Consider the following 18,407-nt stretch of genomic DNA (forward strand, 5'->3'; position numbering starts at 1 on the left):
GGGCGGGAGGCGCTGGGGTGCGCTTCCCGCCCACGGTCCGTTCCACGCCTGTCCGCCACGTGGCCCACCTCACCATCCGAATGACGGACGTGACACGGCACACGTGCCGCCGTCCCCTAGGGTGGCGGGTGCAGCTGGTTCGCCCCGTCCGCCAGGCGGGATGCGTCGTAAGAGGGAACCCGGTGGGAATCCGGGACTGCCCCGCAGCGGTGAGCGGGAACGACCGCCGTCATACGCACTGGGTCCGAGAACAGGGTCTGGGAAGCGACGGCCAGTAGATGTCCTCGTACGAGTACGACGTACGACTTCGCGCGACTTGGTCCGAAGCCGCACGGAACTCGCATGACGAGGACGTGCCCGCGAGTCCGAAGACCTGCCGACTGCCCGCGTGCGGACGACTCGTGCGCGGACATCCCGGTGACCTCGAGGGCAGGTCGGCGAACACACCAGGCGGAGACGACCGCGCCCTGTCACGCGAGGTCGCACCGTCCGGTCGTCGCCCTTCGCGCTCTCGTCCCGTCTCCGGGATCTCAGGGATTCATCTCGCGAAGGAGATCTCCGTGACCAGCAAGCCCGCAGCCGCGGCAGCACGGGCCACCGTGCACGGCTACCCCCGGCAGGGACAGAACCGGGAACTGAAGAAGGCCGTCGAGGGCTACTGGAAGGGCCGCGTCACCGCGGACGCCCTCCGGGACACCGCCGCCGAACTGCGCCGCACGAACTGGCACCGACTGGCCGAGGCCGGCATCGACGAGGTGCCCACCGGCGACTTCTCGTACTACGACCACGTGCTGGACACCAGCGTCATGGTCGGCGCCGTCCCCGCACGCCACCGGGCCGCCGTCGAGGCGGACGCTCTGGACGGCTACTTCGCCATGGCGCGCGGTACCCAGGACGTGGCGCCGCTGGAGATGACCAAGTGGTTCGACACGAACTACCACTATCTGGTACCCGAGCTGGGCCCGGACACCGTGTTCACGGCCGACTCGGCCAAGCAGGTCGGGGAACTGACGCAGGCGCTCTCCGTGGGCCTGGCCGCCCGGCCCGTCCTGGTCGGTCCCGTCACCTACCTGCTGCTCGCCAAGCCCGCCCCGGGTGTCGCCGCCGACTTCGACCCGCTCACCCTGCTCGACCGTCTGCTGCCGGTGTACGCGCAGGTCCTCGCCGACCTGCGCGCGGCCGGCGCACAGTGGGCGCAGTTGGACGAGCCCGCCCTGGTCCAGGACCGCACCCCGGCCGAACTGAACGCCGCCGCCCGCGCCTACCGTGAGCTCGGCGGCCTCGCCGACCGGCCGAAGCTGCTGGTCGCCTCCTACTTCGACCGGCTCGGCGACGCCCTGCCGGTGCTGGCCAAGGCGCCGGTGGACGGGCTCGCGCTCGACTTCACCGAGGCCGCCGCGGCCAACCTGGACGCGCTGGCCGCGGTGGGCGGGCTGCCCGGCAAGCGTCTGGTCGCCGGAGTCGTCAACGGCCGCAACATCTGGGTCAACGACCTGGAGAAGTCCCTCACCACCCTGGGGACCCTGCTGGGACTGGCCGACCAGGTCGACGTCTCGGCCTCCTGCTCGCTGCTCCACGTCCCGCTCGACGCCTGCGTCGAACACGACATCGAGCCGCAGATCCTGCGCTGGCTCGCCTTCGCCCGGCAGAAGACCACCGAGATCGTGACCCTCGCCAAGGGCCTCGCCGAGGGCACCGGCACGATCACCGCGGAACTCGCCGCCAACCGCGCCGACCTCGCCTCCCGCGCCGGTTCGCCCATCACCCGCGACCCCGCCGTACGGGCGCGGACCGCCGCGGTCACGGACGCCGCCGGCCGCCGTTCCCAGCCGTACGGCGAGCGGGCCGCGGCCCAGCGCGCCCACCTCGGCCTGCCCCTGCTGCCGACCACCACCATCGGCTCGTTCCCGCAGACCGGCGAACTGCGCACCGCGCGGGCCGATCTGCGCGCGGGCCGCATCGACACGGCCGGCTACGAGGAGCGCATCAGGGCCGAGATCCAGGAGGTGATCTCCTTCCAGGAGAAGACCGGCCTGGACGTCCTGGTGCACGGCGAGCCCGAACGCAACGACATGGTGCAGTACTTCGCCGAACAGCTCACGGGTTACCTCGCCACCCAGCACGGCTGGGTGCAGTCGTACGGCACCCGTCACGTCCGGCCGCCGATCCTCGCCGGTGACATCTCCCGCCCGGAGCCGATGACCGTGCGCTGGACGACGTACGCCCAGTCGCTCACCGGCCGTCCGGTCAAGGGCATGCTCACCGGGCCGGTCACCATGCTCGCGTGGTCCTTCGTCCGCGACGACCAGCCGCTCGGCGACACCGCCCGGCAGGTCGCCCTCGCCCTGCGCGACGAGGTCGGCGACCTGGAGGCGGCCGGCACCTCGGTCATCCAGGTCGACGAGCCCGCTCTGCGCGAGACGCTGCCCCTGCGGGCCGCCGACCACGCCGCCTACCTGGGCTGGGCGACGGAGGCGTTCCGCCTCACCACCGGCGGCGTACGCCCGGACACCCAGATCCACACCCATATGTGCTACGCCGAGTTCGGTGACATCGTCCAGGCCATCGACGACCTCGACGCCGACGTCATCAGCCTGGAGGCCGCCCGCTCCCACATGCAGGTCGCCCGTGAACTCGCCGCCCACGGCTACCCGCGCGAGGCGGGACCCGGCGTGTACGACATCCACTCCCCGCGTGTCCCGGAAGCCGGGGAAGCGGCCGCACTGCTGCGCACCGGCCTCGAGGCCATCCCCGCCGAACGGCTGTGGGTCAACCCCGACTGCGGCCTGAAGACCCGCGGCTGGCCCGAGACCCGCAGCTCCCTGGAGAACCTGGTCGCCGCGGCCCGCACGGTCCGCGGCGAGCTGACCGCCTCCTGACCCGGACGCCGCTCAGGGCCGGGGTGCCTCGCGCGGCCCGGCCCGCCCCATGTCCGTCGAGCCGTCACCGGGTCGCCCGGTGACCTGGGTGCGGCCCGATGGGTGGGCCACGTGGTTCAGGCTGTCGGGCTGCGGTGTCTGCGCAGAGGGTCCGAGACGGCGCAGCGCAGGCAGTCGGTGACCGTGCCGGGCGGCGCCGGCTCGGCGGTGTGACAGGGGGCCGGGTGGTCCGTCCCGGTCGGCCTGCTCCGCCGGTGGCACTCGGCGCGGCGACCAGGGCCTCCAGCGCCTGCAGCAGTCGCTCGGTCGGCTTCGCCTGATGGGCGAGGACCCGAACGCGGGCGCTCTGGCCGCCGATCTGCCGTCGGCCGGCCATGAGTTGCTCGTACTCCACCGGGGTCAGGGCGACCGCCTCGTGGCCGCCGAGCGTGATGCGGCGCGGCTGCGGCTGTCTGCTCACTCGGGTCCTCCGCCGCTCGCCCTTGTCGTCTCCGGGTGATCGGGCCGGGTCGATGCGTCATGTCCATGGTCCGAGTCGTCGGTGTCCGGAGAACGCGAGAGGGCCCCCGGACGGTTCCGCGGGCCCTCTCGTGTTCCGGGTGTCCGGCTCATTCAGTTGGAGGCGGCAACAGCCCGCCCTGGTGCGACGGTCTCCGGCTTGGGGTGCAGCAGCCGTTCGGCCAACTCGCCGAACACGAGGCCGAATCCGGCCCACAGAGTGACCTGCATGGCGAGCGCGGACACCCGGAAGCGCCACAGCAGGGCGGCCGGGAAGTCGCCCGGCACCTCGTTGATGACGGGCAGGAACTCGTAGGCAAGGCCGATCACCACGGCGAAGACGAGCATGGCGACGACCGTCGCGTGCCAGGTGCCCAGCGCCGGCGCGAGCCGCTTGCCGAGGATCGTGGCGCCGACGGCCAGCAGCACGCTGAGGACCATCATCAGGAAGTACAGCGTGGTCCGCTTGCCGATGGTGTCGGGGTCGCCGACGGACGGCGGGTTGGCCGGGTACTTCAGGAACGGCACGACGTACACCGCGAGCAGTGCCACGCCGGACAGCAGCAGGGCCGTGGCCCGCGCGGAGAAGCGGCCGACCCGGCCGAGCGCGAAGCAGTAGGCGAGCGCGGCGATACCGCCGAACGCGATGCCGTAGACCAGGACGCCGGTGGCGAGACCGGCGGTGGACTGGAGGGAACGGGAGACCAGTTCGACCTCGTGCTCGTGCGCCGGGGCGTGCGCCTCCTCGAAGCCGATGGCGCTGTCGACGCTGGGTTCACCGAGGAAGTAGGCCACGATCAGGGTCAGCACGCCGGCCGCGAGGCCGGCGAACATGCCCCGCACGAGAAGGTTTCTTACGGTTGCGGAGTTCATGGGTCTGCGGCGTCCCTCGGGTCAGTGGCAGGGGAAGCCGAGAAGGTGGCGGGCGTCGTGCACCCATTCGTGGACTTCCGCGCCGGAGACGACGGAGGTGGCACCCTGCTCCGCGCCGACGAAGTACAACAGGACCAGCATCAGGATGCCGAAGAAGACCGCCCAGGGAGCGATCGCGGCGATCGGCAGTTTGGCGGGAAGAACAGGGGCGGTTGCGGTCGGCTGGGCGACGTGCTGCGCCATGGCAGGGCCTCCTTTGGGAGTTCGCGTCCCATCTCGGTGGTGCACATGACGACGGCTACGGGTCTGACTCACGGGCCGCCCCGGCGGGGCTGCTCGCTCACAGTGGCGCGACCGTGCCGGACTTCCACCGGCTTCCGTTCTGTCGTCGTCGATACCGGACCGACGGTACCGCCTGGCGCGAACATGGCCAAGACCGGGCCACCCGCGTGATCTTCGTCTCGCGGTCGGCGGCCCGGCCCTCGTCACGTGCGGGCGGCCTTCCGGCCGATGGGCGCGACAGCGCCGCTCACCAGGCCGCCTCCGGCGGGACGTCGGGTCCGGCGAGGCCGAGTTCCCGCTCGCCGAGGGGGGCGAAGAAGCGCGCGACGTCGGCGTCGGTGACCTCGGCGAGGGTGGCCGGCGACCAGTGCGGGGCGCGGTCCTTGTCGATGACCTGGGCGCGGATGCCCTCCACCAGGTCCGGGGTGGACAGGGCCGCGCAGGAGACGCGGTACTCCTGGTCCAGGACCCGTTCCAGCGGGCCGAGCCGGGGGACGCGGCGCATGGCGGCCAGGGTGGCCTTCAGGGCGGTGGGCGACTTGGCGAGCAGCGTCTCTGCGGCCTCCTTGGCGGCCGAGTCGCCGTGGGCGAGCAGCCGGTGGACGATGTCTTCGACCCTGTCGGCGGCGTAGCAGTCGTCGATCCACTCCCGGCGTCCCGCCAGTTCCCCGGGCGGTGGCGGCTGCGCATGACGCGCCAGGACGTCCCGTACGGGCAGTTCGGCGAGGTCGCCGACGAGGTCCGGCAGCGCGGCGGACGGTACATAGTGGTCGGCGAGTCCGCACAACAGGGCGTCGGCGGCGCCGATCTGCGTTCCGGTCAGCGCGAGGTGGGTGCCCAGCTCGCCGGGCGCCAGGGCGAGCAGGTAGGTGCCGCCTACGTCCGGCACGAAGCCGATCCCGGTCTCCGGCATGGCGATCCGGGACCGCTCGGTGACGACGCGGACGCTGCCGTGCGCGGAGAGGCCGACGCCACCGCCCATGACGATGCCGTCCATGACGGCGACGTACGGCTTGGGGTAGTGGGCGATGCGCGCGTTGAGGCGGTACTCGTCGCGCCAGAACGCGGCGGCGGCGGTGCCGTCGCCGTCGCGGGCGTCGTCGTGGACGGCACGGATGTCGCCCCCCGCGCACAGTCCGCGCTCCCCCGCGCCGGTGATGACCACGGTCTCCACGGCCGGGTCGTGCTCCCAGGCGGTGAGCGCCGCGTCGATGCGGCGCACCATCGCGTGGTCCAGGGCGTTGAGGGCCTTGGGGCGGTTGAGCGTGATGTGGGCGGCTCGTCCGGCGGTGCGCAGCAGGACGGTTCCCTCGGTGTCACTGATCTCGTTCACACCGGCCATCCGAACGCCTCCGTCAGGCCGCGGGCCACGATGACGCGCATGATCTCGTCGGTTCCTTCCAGGATCTGGTGGACACGCAGTTCGCGGACGATCTTCTCAGTGCCGTGCTCGCCGAGGTGATCGTGGCCCCCGTGCGGCCGGAGCGCACGGTCGCGGGCCGGCCACGGCGCCGGGGCGAACGGTCCGGCGCGGGGGACATCCGGCGCGCGGGACGTCCGGCGCGCGGGACATCCGGCGCGCGGGACATCCGGCGCGCGGGACATCCGCTCCGGGGCAGCGTCCGGCGGGCGGGCCGCACGGCTCACGGCCCGAACGGGCCGCTCACGACCGCCGATTCCTCCGGCGGCGCGATCCGGGTCGCCTCGTCCGCCGTGTGCTGCTCGAACTGGGTGCGGTACAGCTCCGCGTAGCGGCCGTCGGCCGTCAGGAGCTGTTCGTGGGTGCCGCGTTCCACGACGCGGCCCGACTCGATCACCAGGATCTGGTCCGCCGCCCGCACCGTGGACAGCCGGTGGGCGATCACGATCGCGGTGCGGCCCGCCAGGGCCTCGGTGAGCGCCTCCTGGACCGCCGCCTCCGAGGTGTTGTCGAGGTGGGCGGTGGCCTCGTCGAGGATGACGACCCGCTGGCGGGCCAGCAGCAGCCGGGCGATGGTCATGCGCTGGCGTTCGCCGCCCGAGAGGCGGTAGCCGCGTTCGCCGACGACCGTGTCGAGGCCGTCGGGCAGGGCGCGTACGAGGTTGTCGAGGCGGGCGCGGCGCAGGGCGTCCCACAGTTCGTCCTCGGTGGCGGCGGGCCGGGCGAGCAGCAGGTTGGCGCGGACCGACTCGTGGAAGAGGTGGCCGTCCTGGGTGACCATGCCGAGGGTGGCGCGCAGGGAGGCGGGGGTGAGGTCGCGGACGTCGACGCCGCCGAGGCGTACGGCGCCCTCGTCGACGTCGTACAGGCGCGGCAGGAGCTGCGCGATCGTGGACTTGCCGGCGCCGGAGGAGCCGACGAGGGCGATGGTCTGGCCGGGCTCGGCGCGGAAGGAGACGCCGTGCAGGACCTCGGCGCCGCCGCGGCTGTCCAGGACCGCGACCTCCTCCAGGGAGGCGAGGGAGACCTTGTCGGCGGACGGGTAGCCGAAGCGGACGTCGTCGAACTCGACGGAGACCGGTCCTTCGGGCACCTCGCGCGCGTCCGGCCGCTCCTCGATGAGCGGCTCGAGGTCGAGCACCTCGAAGACCCGTTCGAAGCTGACGAGTGCGCTCATCACCTCGACGCGGGCCCCGGCGAGCGCGGTGAGGGGTGCGTAGAGGCGGGTCAGGAGCAGGGCGAGGGAGACGACCGCGCCGGGCTCCAGGGTGCCGCGCAGGGCGAACCAGCCGCCGAGGCCGTAGACGAGGGCCAGGGCCAGGGCCGAGACCAGCGTCAGTGCCGTCATGAACACCCACTGGGCCATGGCCGTGCGCACCCCGATGTCCCGGACGTGGCCGGCCCGGACCGCGAACTCCGCCGACTCCTCCTCCGGCCGTCCGAAGAGCTTGACCAGGGTGGCGCCGGGGGCGGAGAAGCGCTCGGTCATCCGGGTGCCCATCGCCGCGTTGAGCGTGGCCGCCTCGCGCTGCATACGGGCCATGCGGCTGCCCATGCGCCGGGCGGGCAGCACGAAGACGGGGAGCAGGGCGAGGGCGAGCAGGGTGATCTGCCAGGACAGGGTGAGCATGACGGCGAGCGTGAGCAGCAGTGTGACCAGGTTGCTGACCACGCCGGAGAGCGTGTTGCTGAACGCGCGCTGGGCGCCGATGACGTCGTTGTTGAGACGGGAGACGAGCGCTCCCGTACGAGTGCGTGTGAAGAACGCGACCGGCATCCGCTGCACATGATCGAACACAGCCGTCCGCAGATCGAGGATGAGGCCCTCGCCGAGCGTCGCCGACAGCCGCCTGCCCATGATGCCGAGCGCCGCCTCCAGCACCGCGATGAGCGCGATGAGCAGGGCGAGGCGGACGACCGTGCCCTCGTCCCCGTGCGACACGATCGCGTCGACGACACGTCCGGCCAGGACGGGTGTCGCCACGGCGAGCAGCGCGGTCAGCATGCCGAGCAGGATGAACAGCGCGATGCGGCGGCGGTGCGGGCGGGCGAACGCGCCGATGCGGCGCAGGGTCGCGCGGGCGTAGGGACGGCGTTCCTGCTGGGCGTTCATGACGCTGTACAGCTGCGTCCAGGCGGTGGTTTCCATGCTCATGAGAGAGAACGTAGAACCTCAAGTTTCGTTGAGGTCAATGTCCGGCCGAAACACGCGCAGACGAAGGAACCGATGACCTTCACTCCCCAGCCGCTTCCCGTCCGTAAGCCGCCGTCCCCACTGTCGCAACCCCTCGTTGACGTGGTGCGGAAACCCTCTCCCAATGTGACACGCGTCCCCGTCCGCAAGATTCTGTGCCTGCTCCCGCTGCTGATCCTCGGCGTGGTCGCGGTCCGGCACCGGTCGGTGCTCGCCGAGGGCTTCGGCCATCTCAGGGGCGCCGAGTGGCCCTGGCTGCTGGCCGCGGCCGCCGCCACCTGTCTGACCTGGGTCGCCGCGGCCTTCACCCGGCAGGGCGCGGTGGTCGAGCGGCTGCCCAAGCGGCGGCTGCTCGCCACCCAGTTCGCGGCGGGCGCGGCCAACCACCTGCTGCCCACCGGGCTGGGCGCGAGCGCCGTCAACCTGCGCTTCATGACGGTGTGCGGGGTGCCGCTGGCCCGCTCCTCGGCCGCCCTCGCGCTGTACCTGCTCGCCGAGTCCGTGGGCCGGCTGGGCCTGCTGACCGCCCTGCTCCTCGCCTTCCCGCACGCGCTGCGGGTCGGCACGCTGCTGCCGCACGCGGCGTTCGGCCCGCTGCTGTGGGGTGTCGGCGGCGTCGTGGTGGTGGCCGTGGGCGTGCTCGCGCTGGTACGGCGGCTGCGGGCGGCGGTGTTCTCCTTCCTGCGCACCGCGCTGGGCGAGGCGCGCTCGGTGCACACCCGTCCGTCGCGCGCGTTCGCCCTGTGGGGCGGTTCGCTGGCGTTCCCCGCGCTCCAGGCCGCCGGTCTGGCGGCGGTGGGACAGGCGCTGGGGCTGCCGGTGCCGCCCACGCACATCGCGCTGGCGTATCTCGCGGCGACCGTCGCCGTGGCCCTGGTGCCCACGCCGGGCGGACTCGGCTCGGTCGAGGCGGCCCTGATCGTGGCGCTGGTCGCGGCGGGCGGGCCGGTGGCGCTGGCCACGGCGGTGGTCCTGGCGTACCGGATCATCACGGTGTGGCTGCCGTTGCTGCCGGGCGCGTTGACGCTGGGCGCGCTGGTGCGACTGAAGGTGATCTGACCCCCGACGCGTACCGTGGGGCTACGGCGGATCACGATCCCGGCGCGTTCGTCGGAGCTGCGGCGGATCACGATCCCGGCGCGTGGGGCGGGGCTTCGGCGGATCACCATCCCGGCACGTCGGGCCAGGCCTTGGCGGATCAAGATCCCGGTGCGTCCCGCGGAACCACAGCCGGTCACGATCCCGGCGCGTCGGGCCGGGCCAGGCCGGGCTTCGGCTGATCACGATCCCGGCACATCCCGTGGGCTCGCGGTGGCTCACGATCCCGGCGCATCCCCGGGGGTGGCTGCGGCGGACCCCTGTCCCGGCGCTCCCGTCGGGCTACGGCTGGTCACGATTCCCGGCGCGGCCCACGGCGGCCCACGCGGCCCACGCGTCACCACGGCACGGGCTTGCCGTCCCGGAAGAAGCCGCCGTTCGGGCCGTCGTCGGGGAGTGTGGCCGCCCAGACGACCCCGGCCGCGCCCTCGGGCACGGGGCGGCCGCCGCCGCCCATGTCCGTGGCGGTCCAGCCCGGACAGACGGCGTTCACCAGAACCCCGTGCCGGCGCAGCTCTCCGGCCAGGAGCCGGGTGAGGGCGTTGAGCGCGGCCTTGGAGACGCTGTAGGCGGGCGTGCCTCCGGTCATCCCGGCCAGCGAACCGCCCTCGCTGCTGACGTTGACCACCCGGGGATGCGGACTGCGCCGGAGCAGCGGCAGCAGCGCCTGGGTGACCCGCCAGGCACCGAAGAGGTTGGTCTCCATGGCCCGGTGCACCTCGTCCAGGTCGGCCGAACGGGCCTGCGCCCAGGTGTCGTAGAGGATCGCCGCGTTGTTGACGACGACGTCGACGCGGCCGAGGTCGCGGGTCACCCGGTCGGCCATGGCGGCGACGCTCGCGTCGTCGGCGACGTCGAGCTGGACGGCGGTCACCCGCCGGCCGCCGGGGTCGATGCGCCGGGCGGCGGCCTCGCCCTTGGCGAGGTCGCGGGAACCCAGGACGACGTGATGGGCGCCGCGCTCCGCTAGCCGGCGTACCACCTCGTGGCCGATGCCGCGGTTGGCGCCGGTGACCACGGCGACGGGCGGTGTTCCGGTACCGGCGGTACCGGCGGTACCGGCGGAGCGTCGTCCTGCCATCGGGAACTCCTGTGAGTAACTCGTCCCAGACGTCTCGTCGTACAGAAGGGGATTCCACCATGCCGATCCGGACAGAACGCCGGGGACCCGTCACCACTGTCGTGCTCTCCCGCCCCGAGGTGCGCAACGCGGTGGACGGCCCGACGGCCGATGAACTAGCCGCCGCCTTCCGGGAGTTCGAGGCGGACGAGGAGGCGCGGGTGGCGGTGCTGTGGGGTGAGGGCGGTACGTTCTGCGCGGGGGCCGACCTCAAGGCGATGGGCGGCGGCCGCGGCAACCGGGTGGCCGAGGACGGCGACGGGCCGATGGGTCCGACCAGGATGCGGCTGTCCAAGCCGGTGATCGCCGCCGTCGCGGGGCACGCCGTGGCCGGGGGGCTGGAGCTGGCGCTCTGGTGCGATCTGCGGGTGGCCGAGGAGGACGCCGTGTTCGGGGTCTTCTGCCGCCGCTGGGGCGTGCCGCTCATCGACGGCGGCACCGTACGGCTGCCCCGGCTGATCGGTACGAGCCGCGCCCTGGACCTGATCCTCACGGGCCGCCCGGTCCCGGCCCGGGAGGCGTACGAGATGGGGCTCGCGAACCGGGTGGTTCCCACCGGCACCGCGCGCGCCGAGGCCGAGGAGCTGGCCGCGGCGATCGCCGGCTTCCCCCAGGCATGCCTGCGCGGCGACCGGGCCTCGGTCCTCGACCAGGAAGGCCTGGACGAGACGGCGGCCCTGCGCGGTGAACTCCGCCACGGCATGGGCGTGTTGGAGGAGGGACTGGCGGGCGCGGCGCGCTTCGCCGGGGGCGCGGGGCGGCACGGGTCGTTCGACGGCCAGTAGGCGATCGGGCCGTCACGCGGTCACGCAGTCAGGCGGTCAGGCGGTCAGGCGGTCAGGCGGTCAGGCGGTCAGGCGGTCAGGCGGTCAGGCGGTCAGGCGGTCAGGCGGTCAGGCGGTCAGGCGGTCGACACTCGCACCGGGCCGCCCTTCGGATCGACCCGACGGGTCCAGGCCGCGGTCAGGGGAAGCGGGCGGTTCGGCAGGACCGTACGGATCCGCGGGGACTCGGTGTGCAGCAGCCGGCCGTCCTGGGTGACGTGCAGGACCGGGCGGGTGAGGACGGCCGAGGTACGCAGGACGTACGGGGTGCGGTCGGCCGGGGTGACGCGGTTCGGTGCGATCCAGCGCAGGGGCGGGGTCACGAGCAGGGGCACGCCGTCGGGCCGCTCGCCCGCCGCGAGCCACCTGCGGACCTCGGCCGCCGCGTGCGCGCCCTCGCGGACCGCGGTCGCCGCGCTCTCCACGGCGTGCAGCACACTGCCGACGGCGAACACGCCCGGCCGTGAGGTGTGCAGCGTGCCGTCGACGGCCGGACCTCGGGTGCCGGGGTCCAACAACAGTCCGCCGCGCCGGGCCAGTTCGTGGTCGGGGACGAAGTCGCCGGTGAAGACGACCGTGTCGCAGGCGAGCGTGGTCGTACGGCCGTCCCGGTGCCGGACGCGGACACCCGACAGGCGTCCGTGTCCGACGAGTTCGGTGACCGAGGTGTCGGTCAGCAGGGGGACGCGGTGCCGCAGCCGGGAGTCGGCGGCGCGTGCCCGCGCCGTCTGGGCGCGCGGCAGGTCGGTCACCAGGGCGACGACGTCGGCTCCGGCGGCCCGTACGGTGGCGGCGGCCGCGTACGAGACGTCCTGCGCGCCCACCACCACCGCGCGTGTGCCGATGTGCTGCCCGTACAGGTGCACCGCCTGCTGGAGTTCGCCGGTGGTGTACACGCCGGCGGGGCGGGTGCCGGGCACCAGCCGTGCGGCGCGCGGGCGTTCGCGGGCACCGGTGGCCAGGACGACCGCCCGCGCCGCGATTATCTCCCGGCCGCCGGGGCCGACCGTGTGCAGGGAGAGCGGTCCGCCCCAGTCGAGAGCCGTCACGCCGGTGCGGACGTGGGCTCCGGTGCCGGTGGCCGCCTCCGTGAGCAGGCGCGCGTACCGCGGGCCGGTGAGCGGGTGCAGCCAGGTGCCGTATCCGCCGTGCGCGCAGTGCCGGGGTACTCCCCCGGCCTGTAGTTCGCGCTCCAGCACCTCGACCCGGCCCGCGCCCGCCGCGGCGAGCCGGGCGGCCGCCGCGAGCCCGGCGGGCCCGGCTCCGACGACGAGGACGTCGACCGGGCGTACGGCCGTCACGAGCGGGCCTCCTCGAACAGCGCCCGGACCGTCGCCCCGCAGTAGAACCCCTGGCAGCGGCCCGCCCGCGCCCGGGTGCGGCGGCGCAGTCCGTCGAGGCTGCGCGGGGGGATCGTGGCGGCCAGGGCGTCTCGGATCTCGCCGCGCGAGACCCGTTCGCAGTGGCAGACGAGCGTGCCGTACTCCGGGTCGGCGGCGATGAGTTCGGGCCGCTGGTAGGGGCGCGGGAACGCCTCGCCGAGGTTGGGCATGCGGACCGGCTCCAGTTCCCGCGCCGGGGCGGGGTCGAGCCCGTCGGCGACGAGCAGCTCGACGACGTGCGCGGCGATGGCGAGGGACGCCGTCAGCCCGGTGGAGCGGATGCCGCCGACGGTGACGTACGCCTGCCCGGGGTGTGCGCGGATGCGGTAGTCGTCGTGCTCGGTGGCGGCGCGCAGGCCCGCGTAGACGGCGGTGACCTCCTCGGCCGTCAGCTCGGGCAGGATGCGGCGCCCCTTCTCGCGCAGCCGCGTGAGCGCCTCGGCGGTCGAACCGGTGGCCCGTCTGTCGTCCAGGTCCTCGGCGGTGGGGCCGAGCAGCACGTTGCCGTAGACGGTGGGGGCGACCAGGACTCCCTTGCCGAGCGCGGTGGGGACGGGCAGCAGGATGTGGCGGACCAGGTCGCGGGCGGGCTTGTCGAAGACGACGAGCTGGCCCCGGCGCGGGGTGACCGTGAAGTCGTGGTGGCCGAGCATACGGTCGAGGGTGTCGGCGTGCAGACCGGCCGCGTTGACCAGCCTGCGGGCGCGCAGTTCGCCCCGGGGGGTACTGAGGACGTGGACGCCGTCCCGCCGGTTCACCTGCTCCACACGGGTGTTGAGGTGGAGGTCGACACCGTGCCGGACCGCCTGGGTGGCGTAGGCGAGGGTCGTCGTCCAGGGGCAGACGATGCTCTCGCCGGGCACGTGCAGGGCGCCCAGCGCGCCGGGGCCGAGTCGCGGCTCGCGGGCGTACAGTTCGGCGGCATCCAGCAGCCGGGCCGCGTGGTAGTCGTTGCGCTCGGCCTTGTCCGCGAGGCGGGGCAGGGCGGCGAGCTGTTCCTCGTCCCAGGCGACGAGCAGCGCGCCGACCGGTTCGACGGGGATGCCGGACTCGGCGGCGTACGCGGCCAGCAGCCGCGCGCCCTCGCGGACGAGGCGCGCCTCCAGGGAACCGGGGACCGCGTCGAAACCGGTGTGCAGGATCGCGGTGTTGGCCTTGGACGTGCCCTGGCCGACGTCGTCCTGCGCCTCGACGAGCGCGACCCGCAGCGCGGGGTGCCGGGCGAGCTCCCGGGCGATCGCACACCCTACGACCCCGGCCCCGACGACCGCGACGTCGTACGTCGTCGCGGGCAGGGGGCCCCGCGTGGTGACCGTCACGCGGGTGCTTCGTCGAGGAGGGTGCTCACGGCGGTGTGGAAGGCGGCGCGGCGTTCGGCCGCCTCGTCGGCGGTGATGCGCGGTTCGTACACGGCGGCGGGCTTCCAGTCGGGCAGGGCGTCGGCGACGGTCAGCCCGGGGGTGGCGCCGAGCTGGGCCAGCGCACCGGTGCCCAGGGCGGTCGCGTCGGGCAGCGCGGAGACCTCCACGGGCCGTTGCAGCAGGTCGGCCTGGGTCTGCATGAGCAGGGCGGAACGGGTGAGGCCGCCGTCGACGCGCAGCTCGGTGAGCGGGGCACCCTGGTCGGTCGCGGCGGCCTCGGCGAGCGCGGTCACCTGGGCGGCGAGGCCCTCGCACAGGGCGCGCACCACGTGTCCGGGGCCGGTGTCGAGACCGAGCCCGCTGAGCGAGCCGCGGACGTCGCCCCGCCACCAGGGGGCGGCGAGGCCGGCCAGCGCCGGTACGAAGGTGACGCCGCCGGTGTCGGGGACCGTGCCGCCCACCCGGTCGAGGTCGGCGGCACCGGTGATGACGCCGAGGCCGGTGAGCCAGCGGACGGCGGAGGCGGCCGTGTAGACCTGCCCGTCGAGGCAGTAGCCGGTGCGTCCGGCCAGGCGCCAGGCGACACAGCTGACCAGTCCTGAGGTGCCGCGCACCGGGGTGTCACCGGTGTGGGCGAGGAGGAACGCGCCGGTGCCGTAGGTGCACTTGGCGCCGCCGGGCGCGGTGACGCGTTGGGCGAGCAGGGCGGCCTGCTGGTCGACGACGAGGCCGGTGAGCGGGATCTCGGGGCCGAAGGCGGTGGTGGTGCCGACGGGCACGGCGTTGTCGACGACGTCCGGGAGCCGTTCGCCGGACAGCCCGTACAGGTCGAGGGCGCGCGGCGACCAGGTGGTGAGGTCGAGGTCGAGGAGCTGGGTACGGCCGGCGGTCGCGGCGTCGGTGACGTAGGCGCCGGTGAGGCGGTGCACGAGCCAGGCGTCGCTGGTGGTGACGACTCCCTCGCGGGTGAGGTGCCGTCGTATCCAGGCCATCTTGGGCGCGGCGAAGTACGGATCGAGGGGCAGGCCGGTGAGGTCACGCAACTCATCTGCGTGCTGGGCCAGTTCGGCGCAGACCGAGTCGGCGCGGCGGTCCTGCCAGACGAGTGCGTCGGTCAGCGGGCGGCCGCTTCCCGGATCCCAGGCGAGCACCGTCTCGCCCTGGTTGGCGAGGCCGAGGGCCGTGACGGGCTCCCCCGCCTCGGCCAGTGCGCGCGTCCCCGCCTCGACCACCGAGGCGTAGAGCTCGCCGGGGTCGACCTCGACCAGGCCGCCGGGCAGATGACGGGGGTGTACGGCGGTGAACCCGGTGCCGATGACGCCGCGTTCGGGGCAGATCACCAGCGCCTTGGTTCCGGACGTGCCCTGGTCGACGGCGAGCACCGGACCTGTCATCGCGCCCCTTCCCCGAGTGATCCGGAAGTGATCACAGCCCGACAGCCTGCCGTCGCCGCCGGTACCGCGTCAAGCGGCGGCGGCCCCCGCGCCACCTCGTCGTTCGCTGGCTGAGGAACAGTCAACTTCCGTTCCACATAACGAAGTTCGAGACGATCGAGAAAGCGCGGGTGATGCGGAACAGCCGCCTCTATAGTGACCGCCGTCCCGGCGATCTCCTCGACCTGCCGCCCGGAGGAGGGCTGTTGTTACTCCACCTTGCCGTCCTGCCCCGCCCTGGTCCGAGGACGGTCGGCTGATGGCCAGAGAAGGAGCCCGGCCCTCCTACGACCCCGCGGGCCACGACTCCGCGCTGCGCGCCGCCCTCCAGGAGCTGCGCACCGGGCGGTGGATGTCGATGCGCGGGCTGCTCGCCGAGACCACGGCGTGGTGGCAGTGGACGCAGCGCACACAGGTGCTGGCGACCGCTGCCGCCGGTACCGACGTGGTGCGGGCCTGGCTCGCCGAGGAGCCGTCCAGCGTCCCGGCCACGGTGATGCATGCCAGGGTCGCCGTGGAGCGGGCCCTGCGGGCGCACCGCGAGGGCCACCGCCGGGCCCACGAGCTGTGGATCGAGGCCTGGGACGCGAGCAGGACCGCCGCCGACGCCGCTCCGCCGGACCCGGTCCCGTGGGTGTGCCTGCTGTCGCTCGCCCAGTTGGACCGGCGGCGGCTGTGGGACGAGCACCGGGTGGCGGCGCCCGAGCCGACGCTGCCGCCGGGCCCGTGGGGCCTGCTGGCCGAGGCCGACCGGCGCGACCCGCACAACCGCGAGGCCCACCACCGCATGCTCCAGTTCCTGTACCAGCACGCGGCCTCGGAGCGACTGGCCGAGGCGACCGACTACGCGCAGCGGGCCGCCGGTGCCGCGCCGCCGGGCTCGGCGCTGCACCTGCTGCCGCTGTACGTCCGGGCCGAGCGCTACCGGCGCGGCGGCGGCCGCGACGCCGCGCTGGACCTGCACTGGGTGGCGGAGGACGCCACCCGCGAGGCGCACCGGGCGCTGCTCTCCTGGTTCGAGCGGACCGACGCCGACGAGCGTTCCCCGCTGGACCTCAACCAGCTGGCGCACGCCCTGTGGGGCGCGCTCCGGTTCCCGGACGCGGCCCGGGTGTTCGAGGCGCTCGGGCCGTACTACACGCCCGTGCCCTGGGCGTATCGCGCCTCGGAGGGCGGCGGGGGCGTGGAGATCTTCCTCCAGGCCCGGACCCGCTCCCGGGCCGCCGCACACGACCCCGACTGACAACCCCCGCCTGATGCTCCCGCCCGACGCTCCCCCCACCGACGTTCCCCGATCACCCCTCTCCCTACGGAGGTTCCGTATGTCCCGCACCTCTGATCCGTCCGATCCGCCCCTGGCCGCGGAGAGTTCCCTCGACAGTTCCCTTGAGGGCGCGCAGACTCCGCACAGTCCGCACGACGAGGAACAGCGGCTGCGCGAACTCGGCTACCGCCCGGTGCTCGCCCGCCGCATGGGCGGCTTCGGCAACTTCGCGATCAGCTTCTCGGTGATCTCGATCCTGTCCGGCTGCATGACCCTGTACGGGTTCGGCATGGGCGCCGGCGGCCCCGCCGTGATGCTGTGGGGCTGGGCCGGAGTCGGCCTGTTCGTGCTGTGCGTGGGGCTCGCGCTGGCCGAGGTGACCAGCGCGTATCCGACGTCCGGCGCCCTGTACTACATGGCCGACCGGCTCGGCGGCCGACGCTGGGGCTGGTACACGGGCTGGCTGAATCTGCTCGGCCTGCTCGGCGCGATCGCCGGCATCGACTACGGCGCGGCGCTGTTCGCCGGGGCCTTCGCCAACCTCCAGTGGGGCTTCGAGCCGACGCCCGGCAAGACGATGCTGATCTTCGTCGCGATCCTGCTGCTGCACGCCGTGCTGAACCTGTTCGGGGTGCGGCTGGTCAGCGTGCTCAACTCGATCAGCGTCTGGTGGCACCTGGCCGGCGTCGCCCTGATCGTCGGCGCGCTGGCGATCGTCCCCGACCACCACCGGTCGCCGTCCTTCGTGTTCACGAAGTTCGTCAACGACACCGGCTGGGACAACCCCCTGTACGTGGCCGCGATCGGCCTGCTGCTCGCCCAGTACACCTTCTCCGGCTACGACGCCTCCGCCCATCTGTCGGAGGAGACCTCCAACGCCTCGGTGGCGGCGGCACGCGGCATCGTCCGCTCCATCTGGGTGTCGTGGCTGGCCGGATTCGTCCTGCTCGCCGGTCTCACGTTCGCCATCCAGGACTACGACGCCACCCGGGCCAGCGAGACCGGGGTGCCGCCCGCGCAGATCCTGCTCGACGGGCTCGGCACGGACGGCGCGAGCGCCCTGCTGATCGTCGTGATCATCGCCCAGCTGTTCTGCGGGAACGCCGAGGTCGCCGCGGCCAGCCGGATGGTGTTCGCGTTCAGCCGGGACAAGGCGCTGCCCGGGTCCGACCTCTGGCGCCGGGTCAGCAGCCGTACCCAGACCCCGGTCGCGGCCGTGTGGCTGTCGGTGGTGGTGGCCGGCCTCCTCGCGCTGCCGTCGCTGTACTCGGCGACCGCGTACGGCGCCGTCACGGCCATCAACGTCATCGGCATCACCCCGGCGTACGCCATCCCCGTCCTGCTGCGGCTGCGCGCGGGCGACCGTTTCCAGCCGGGCCCGTGGCACCTGGGCCGGTGGAGCAGGCCGATCGGCTGGATCGCGGTGGTGTGGGTGGCCTGTGTGACGGTGCTGTTCTGCCTGCCGCAGTCGTCGCCGGTGACGGTGGACACGATGAACTACGCGTCCGTGGCCCTCGCCGTCGTACTGGTCCTCGCCACGGTGTGGTGGTTCGTCGCCCGCCGTTCGTACGGAACGCCCACGACCGCCGCGTACGGCTCCGACCGCGAACAGGCCGAACTGGCCGAGGGAATCGTCTGACCGGCGCATTCGGTCCGCCGCTCCTGGTACGAACTGCCGTGCCGGATACGGCAGGATGAGCGGTCGCGCCCGGCATCGTCGTCCCGTACGGGGCCGGCGCGACCGCACATCCCGCAAATCGAGCAGGTGACAACGTGACG

14 protein-coding genes, 1 pseudogene and 2 riboswitches are annotated in these 18,407 nt (G+C 73.6%); of the genes and pseudogenes, 6 read left to right on the forward strand and 9 right to left on the reverse strand.

The genetic code is table 11. The features are described from left to right. Nucleotides 1-118: 118 nt before the first annotated feature. Nucleotides 119-396, forward strand: a riboswitch (cobalamin riboswitch). Between the two features lie 164 nt (nt 397-560). Both metE and ACFV0T_RS04595 read left to right on the forward strand, forming a co-directional pair. After that, complete coding sequence (metE, locus tag ACFV0T_RS04590) at nt 561-2,879, forward strand: 5-methyltetrahydropteroyltriglutamate--homocysteine S-methyltransferase (protein ID WP_385774358.1); 2,319 nt, start codon at nt 561-563, stop codon at nt 2,877-2,879. A 319-nt stretch (nt 2,880-3,198) separates the two neighbouring features. Then, nucleotides 3,199-3,378, forward strand: coding sequence for a hypothetical protein (locus ACFV0T_RS04595; RefSeq protein WP_385774360.1), 180 nt, complete (start codon nt 3,199-3,201; stop codon nt 3,376-3,378). 113 nt (nt 3,379-3,491) lie between these two features. On the opposite strand, the gene ACFV0T_RS04600 is transcribed toward ACFV0T_RS04595, so the two are convergent. The 5 genes and pseudogenes from ACFV0T_RS04600 to ACFV0T_RS04620 form a co-directional block, all read right to left on the reverse strand. Further along, complete coding sequence (locus ACFV0T_RS04600) at nt 3,492-4,250, reverse strand: CbtA family protein (protein ID WP_385774362.1); 759 nt, start codon at nt 4,248-4,250, stop codon at nt 3,492-3,494. Between the two features lie 21 nt (nt 4,251-4,271). Continuing rightward, a complete protein-coding gene (locus ACFV0T_RS04605) occupies nt 4,272-4,493 on the reverse strand; it encodes a CbtB-domain containing protein (RefSeq protein ID WP_385774364.1) in 222 nt (73 codons plus the stop codon). A gap of 35 nt (nt 4,494-4,528) precedes the next feature. Beyond that, a riboswitch (cobalamin riboswitch) is annotated at nt 4,529-4,681 on the reverse strand. Between the two features lie 98 nt (nt 4,682-4,779). Then, the gene (locus tag ACFV0T_RS04610) at nt 4,780-5,856 is read right to left on the reverse strand and encodes an enoyl-CoA hydratase/isomerase family protein (protein ID WP_385774535.1); all 1,077 of its coding nucleotides are present in this window, start codon (nt 5,854-5,856) and stop codon (nt 4,780-4,782) included. Nucleotides 5,857-5,861: 5 nt separating this feature from the next. Continuing rightward, a pseudogene (locus ACFV0T_RS04615) lies at nt 5,862-6,026 on the reverse strand (acyl-CoA dehydrogenase family protein); the annotation flags it as partial. 149 nt (nt 6,027-6,175) lie between these two features. Further along, nucleotides 6,176-8,101, reverse strand: a complete 1,926-nt coding sequence (locus ACFV0T_RS04620; RefSeq protein WP_385774537.1) for an ABC transporter ATP-binding protein — start codon at nt 8,099-8,101, stop codon at nt 6,176-6,178. Nucleotides 8,102-8,272: 171 nt separating this feature from the next. Here ACFV0T_RS04620 and ACFV0T_RS04625 point away from each other — a divergent pair, with 171 nt between their 5' ends. After that, nucleotides 8,273-9,205 carry a YbhN family protein gene (locus ACFV0T_RS04625; protein WP_385774365.1) on the forward strand — a complete coding sequence of 311 codons (933 nt, stop codon included), beginning with the start codon at nt 8,273-8,275 and terminating at the stop codon, nt 9,203-9,205. Nucleotides 9,206-9,581: 376 nt separating this feature from the next. Here the strand turns inward: ACFV0T_RS04625 and ACFV0T_RS04630 are convergent, their stop codons facing one another. Further along, a complete protein-coding gene (locus ACFV0T_RS04630; protein WP_385774367.1) occupies nt 9,582-10,325 on the reverse strand; it encodes an SDR family oxidoreductase in 744 nt (247 codons plus the stop codon). A gap of 59 nt (nt 10,326-10,384) precedes the next feature. Between ACFV0T_RS04630 and ACFV0T_RS04635 the strand changes: the two genes are divergently transcribed. Continuing rightward, nucleotides 10,385-11,149 (forward strand): crotonase/enoyl-CoA hydratase family protein, encoded by a 765-nt coding sequence (locus ACFV0T_RS04635; protein ID WP_385774369.1) that lies wholly within the window; start codon nt 10,385-10,387, stop codon nt 11,147-11,149. A 116-nt stretch (nt 11,150-11,265) separates the two neighbouring features. On the opposite strand, the gene ACFV0T_RS04640 is transcribed toward ACFV0T_RS04635, so the two are convergent. From ACFV0T_RS04640 to ACFV0T_RS04650, 3 genes are read right to left on the reverse strand one after another with little or no spacing between them, the layout of a single operon-like run. Further along, complete coding sequence (locus ACFV0T_RS04640; protein WP_385774371.1) at nt 11,266-12,489, reverse strand: NAD(P)/FAD-dependent oxidoreductase; 1,224 nt, start codon at nt 12,487-12,489, stop codon at nt 11,266-11,268. Continuing rightward, nucleotides 12,486-13,889: an FAD-dependent oxidoreductase gene (locus tag ACFV0T_RS04645; RefSeq protein WP_385774373.1), complete on the reverse strand. Its 1,404-nt coding sequence runs from the start codon at nt 13,887-13,889 to the stop codon at nt 12,486-12,488. The genes ACFV0T_RS04640 and ACFV0T_RS04645 overlap by 4 nt, the downstream gene beginning before the upstream one ends. Beyond that, nucleotides 13,886-15,325: an FGGY family carbohydrate kinase gene (locus tag ACFV0T_RS04650; protein ID WP_385774375.1), complete on the reverse strand. Its 1,440-nt coding sequence runs from the start codon at nt 15,323-15,325 to the stop codon at nt 13,886-13,888. The genes ACFV0T_RS04645 and ACFV0T_RS04650 overlap by 4 nt, the downstream gene beginning before the upstream one ends. Before the next feature lie 298 nt (nt 15,326-15,623). Here ACFV0T_RS04650 and ACFV0T_RS04655 point away from each other — a divergent pair, with 298 nt between their 5' ends. Next, nucleotides 15,624-16,607 carry a hypothetical protein gene (locus ACFV0T_RS04655; RefSeq protein WP_385774377.1) on the forward strand — a complete coding sequence of 328 codons (984 nt, stop codon included), beginning with the start codon at nt 15,624-15,626 and terminating at the stop codon, nt 16,605-16,607. A 79-nt stretch (nt 16,608-16,686) separates the two neighbouring features. Then, a complete protein-coding gene (locus ACFV0T_RS04660; RefSeq protein ID WP_385774379.1) occupies nt 16,687-18,267 on the forward strand; it encodes an amino acid permease in 1,581 nt (526 codons plus the stop codon). Nucleotides 18,268-18,407: the final 140 nt, after the last annotated feature.

It is taken from the genome of Streptomyces sp. NPDC059582 (assembly GCF_042735715.1).
Classification (GTDB): domain Bacteria; phylum Actinomycetota; class Actinomycetes; order Streptomycetales; family Streptomycetaceae; genus Streptomyces.

Coding starts and splice junctions, on each gene's coding strand:
- ACFV0T_RS04620 (WP_385774537.1), bottom strand. CDS start 8,101: ATGGAAACCACCGCCTGGACGCAGCTGTACAGCGTCATGAACGCCCAG.
- ACFV0T_RS04650 (WP_385774375.1), bottom strand. CDS start 15,325: ATGACAGGTCCGGTGCTCGCCGTCGACCAGGGCACGTCCGGAACCAAG.
- ACFV0T_RS04600 (WP_385774362.1), bottom strand. CDS start 4,250: ATGAACTCCGCAACCGTAAGAAACCTTCTCGTGCGGGGCATGTTCGCC.
- ACFV0T_RS04605 (WP_385774364.1), bottom strand. CDS start 4,493: ATGGCGCAGCACGTCGCCCAGCCGACCGCAACCGCCCCTGTTCTTCCC.
- ACFV0T_RS04655 (WP_385774377.1), top strand. CDS start 15,624: ATGGCCAGAGAAGGAGCCCGGCCCTCCTACGACCCCGCGGGCCACGAC.
- ACFV0T_RS04595 (WP_385774360.1), top strand. CDS start 3,199: ATGGGCGAGGACCCGAACGCGGGCGCTCTGGCCGCCGATCTGCCGTCG.
- ACFV0T_RS04635 (WP_385774369.1), top strand. CDS start 10,385: ATGCCGATCCGGACAGAACGCCGGGGACCCGTCACCACTGTCGTGCTC.
- ACFV0T_RS04660 (WP_385774379.1), top strand. CDS start 16,687: ATGTCCCGCACCTCTGATCCGTCCGATCCGCCCCTGGCCGCGGAGAGT.
- ACFV0T_RS04630 (WP_385774367.1), bottom strand. CDS start 10,325: ATGGCAGGACGACGCTCCGCCGGTACCGCCGGTACCGCCGGTACCGGA.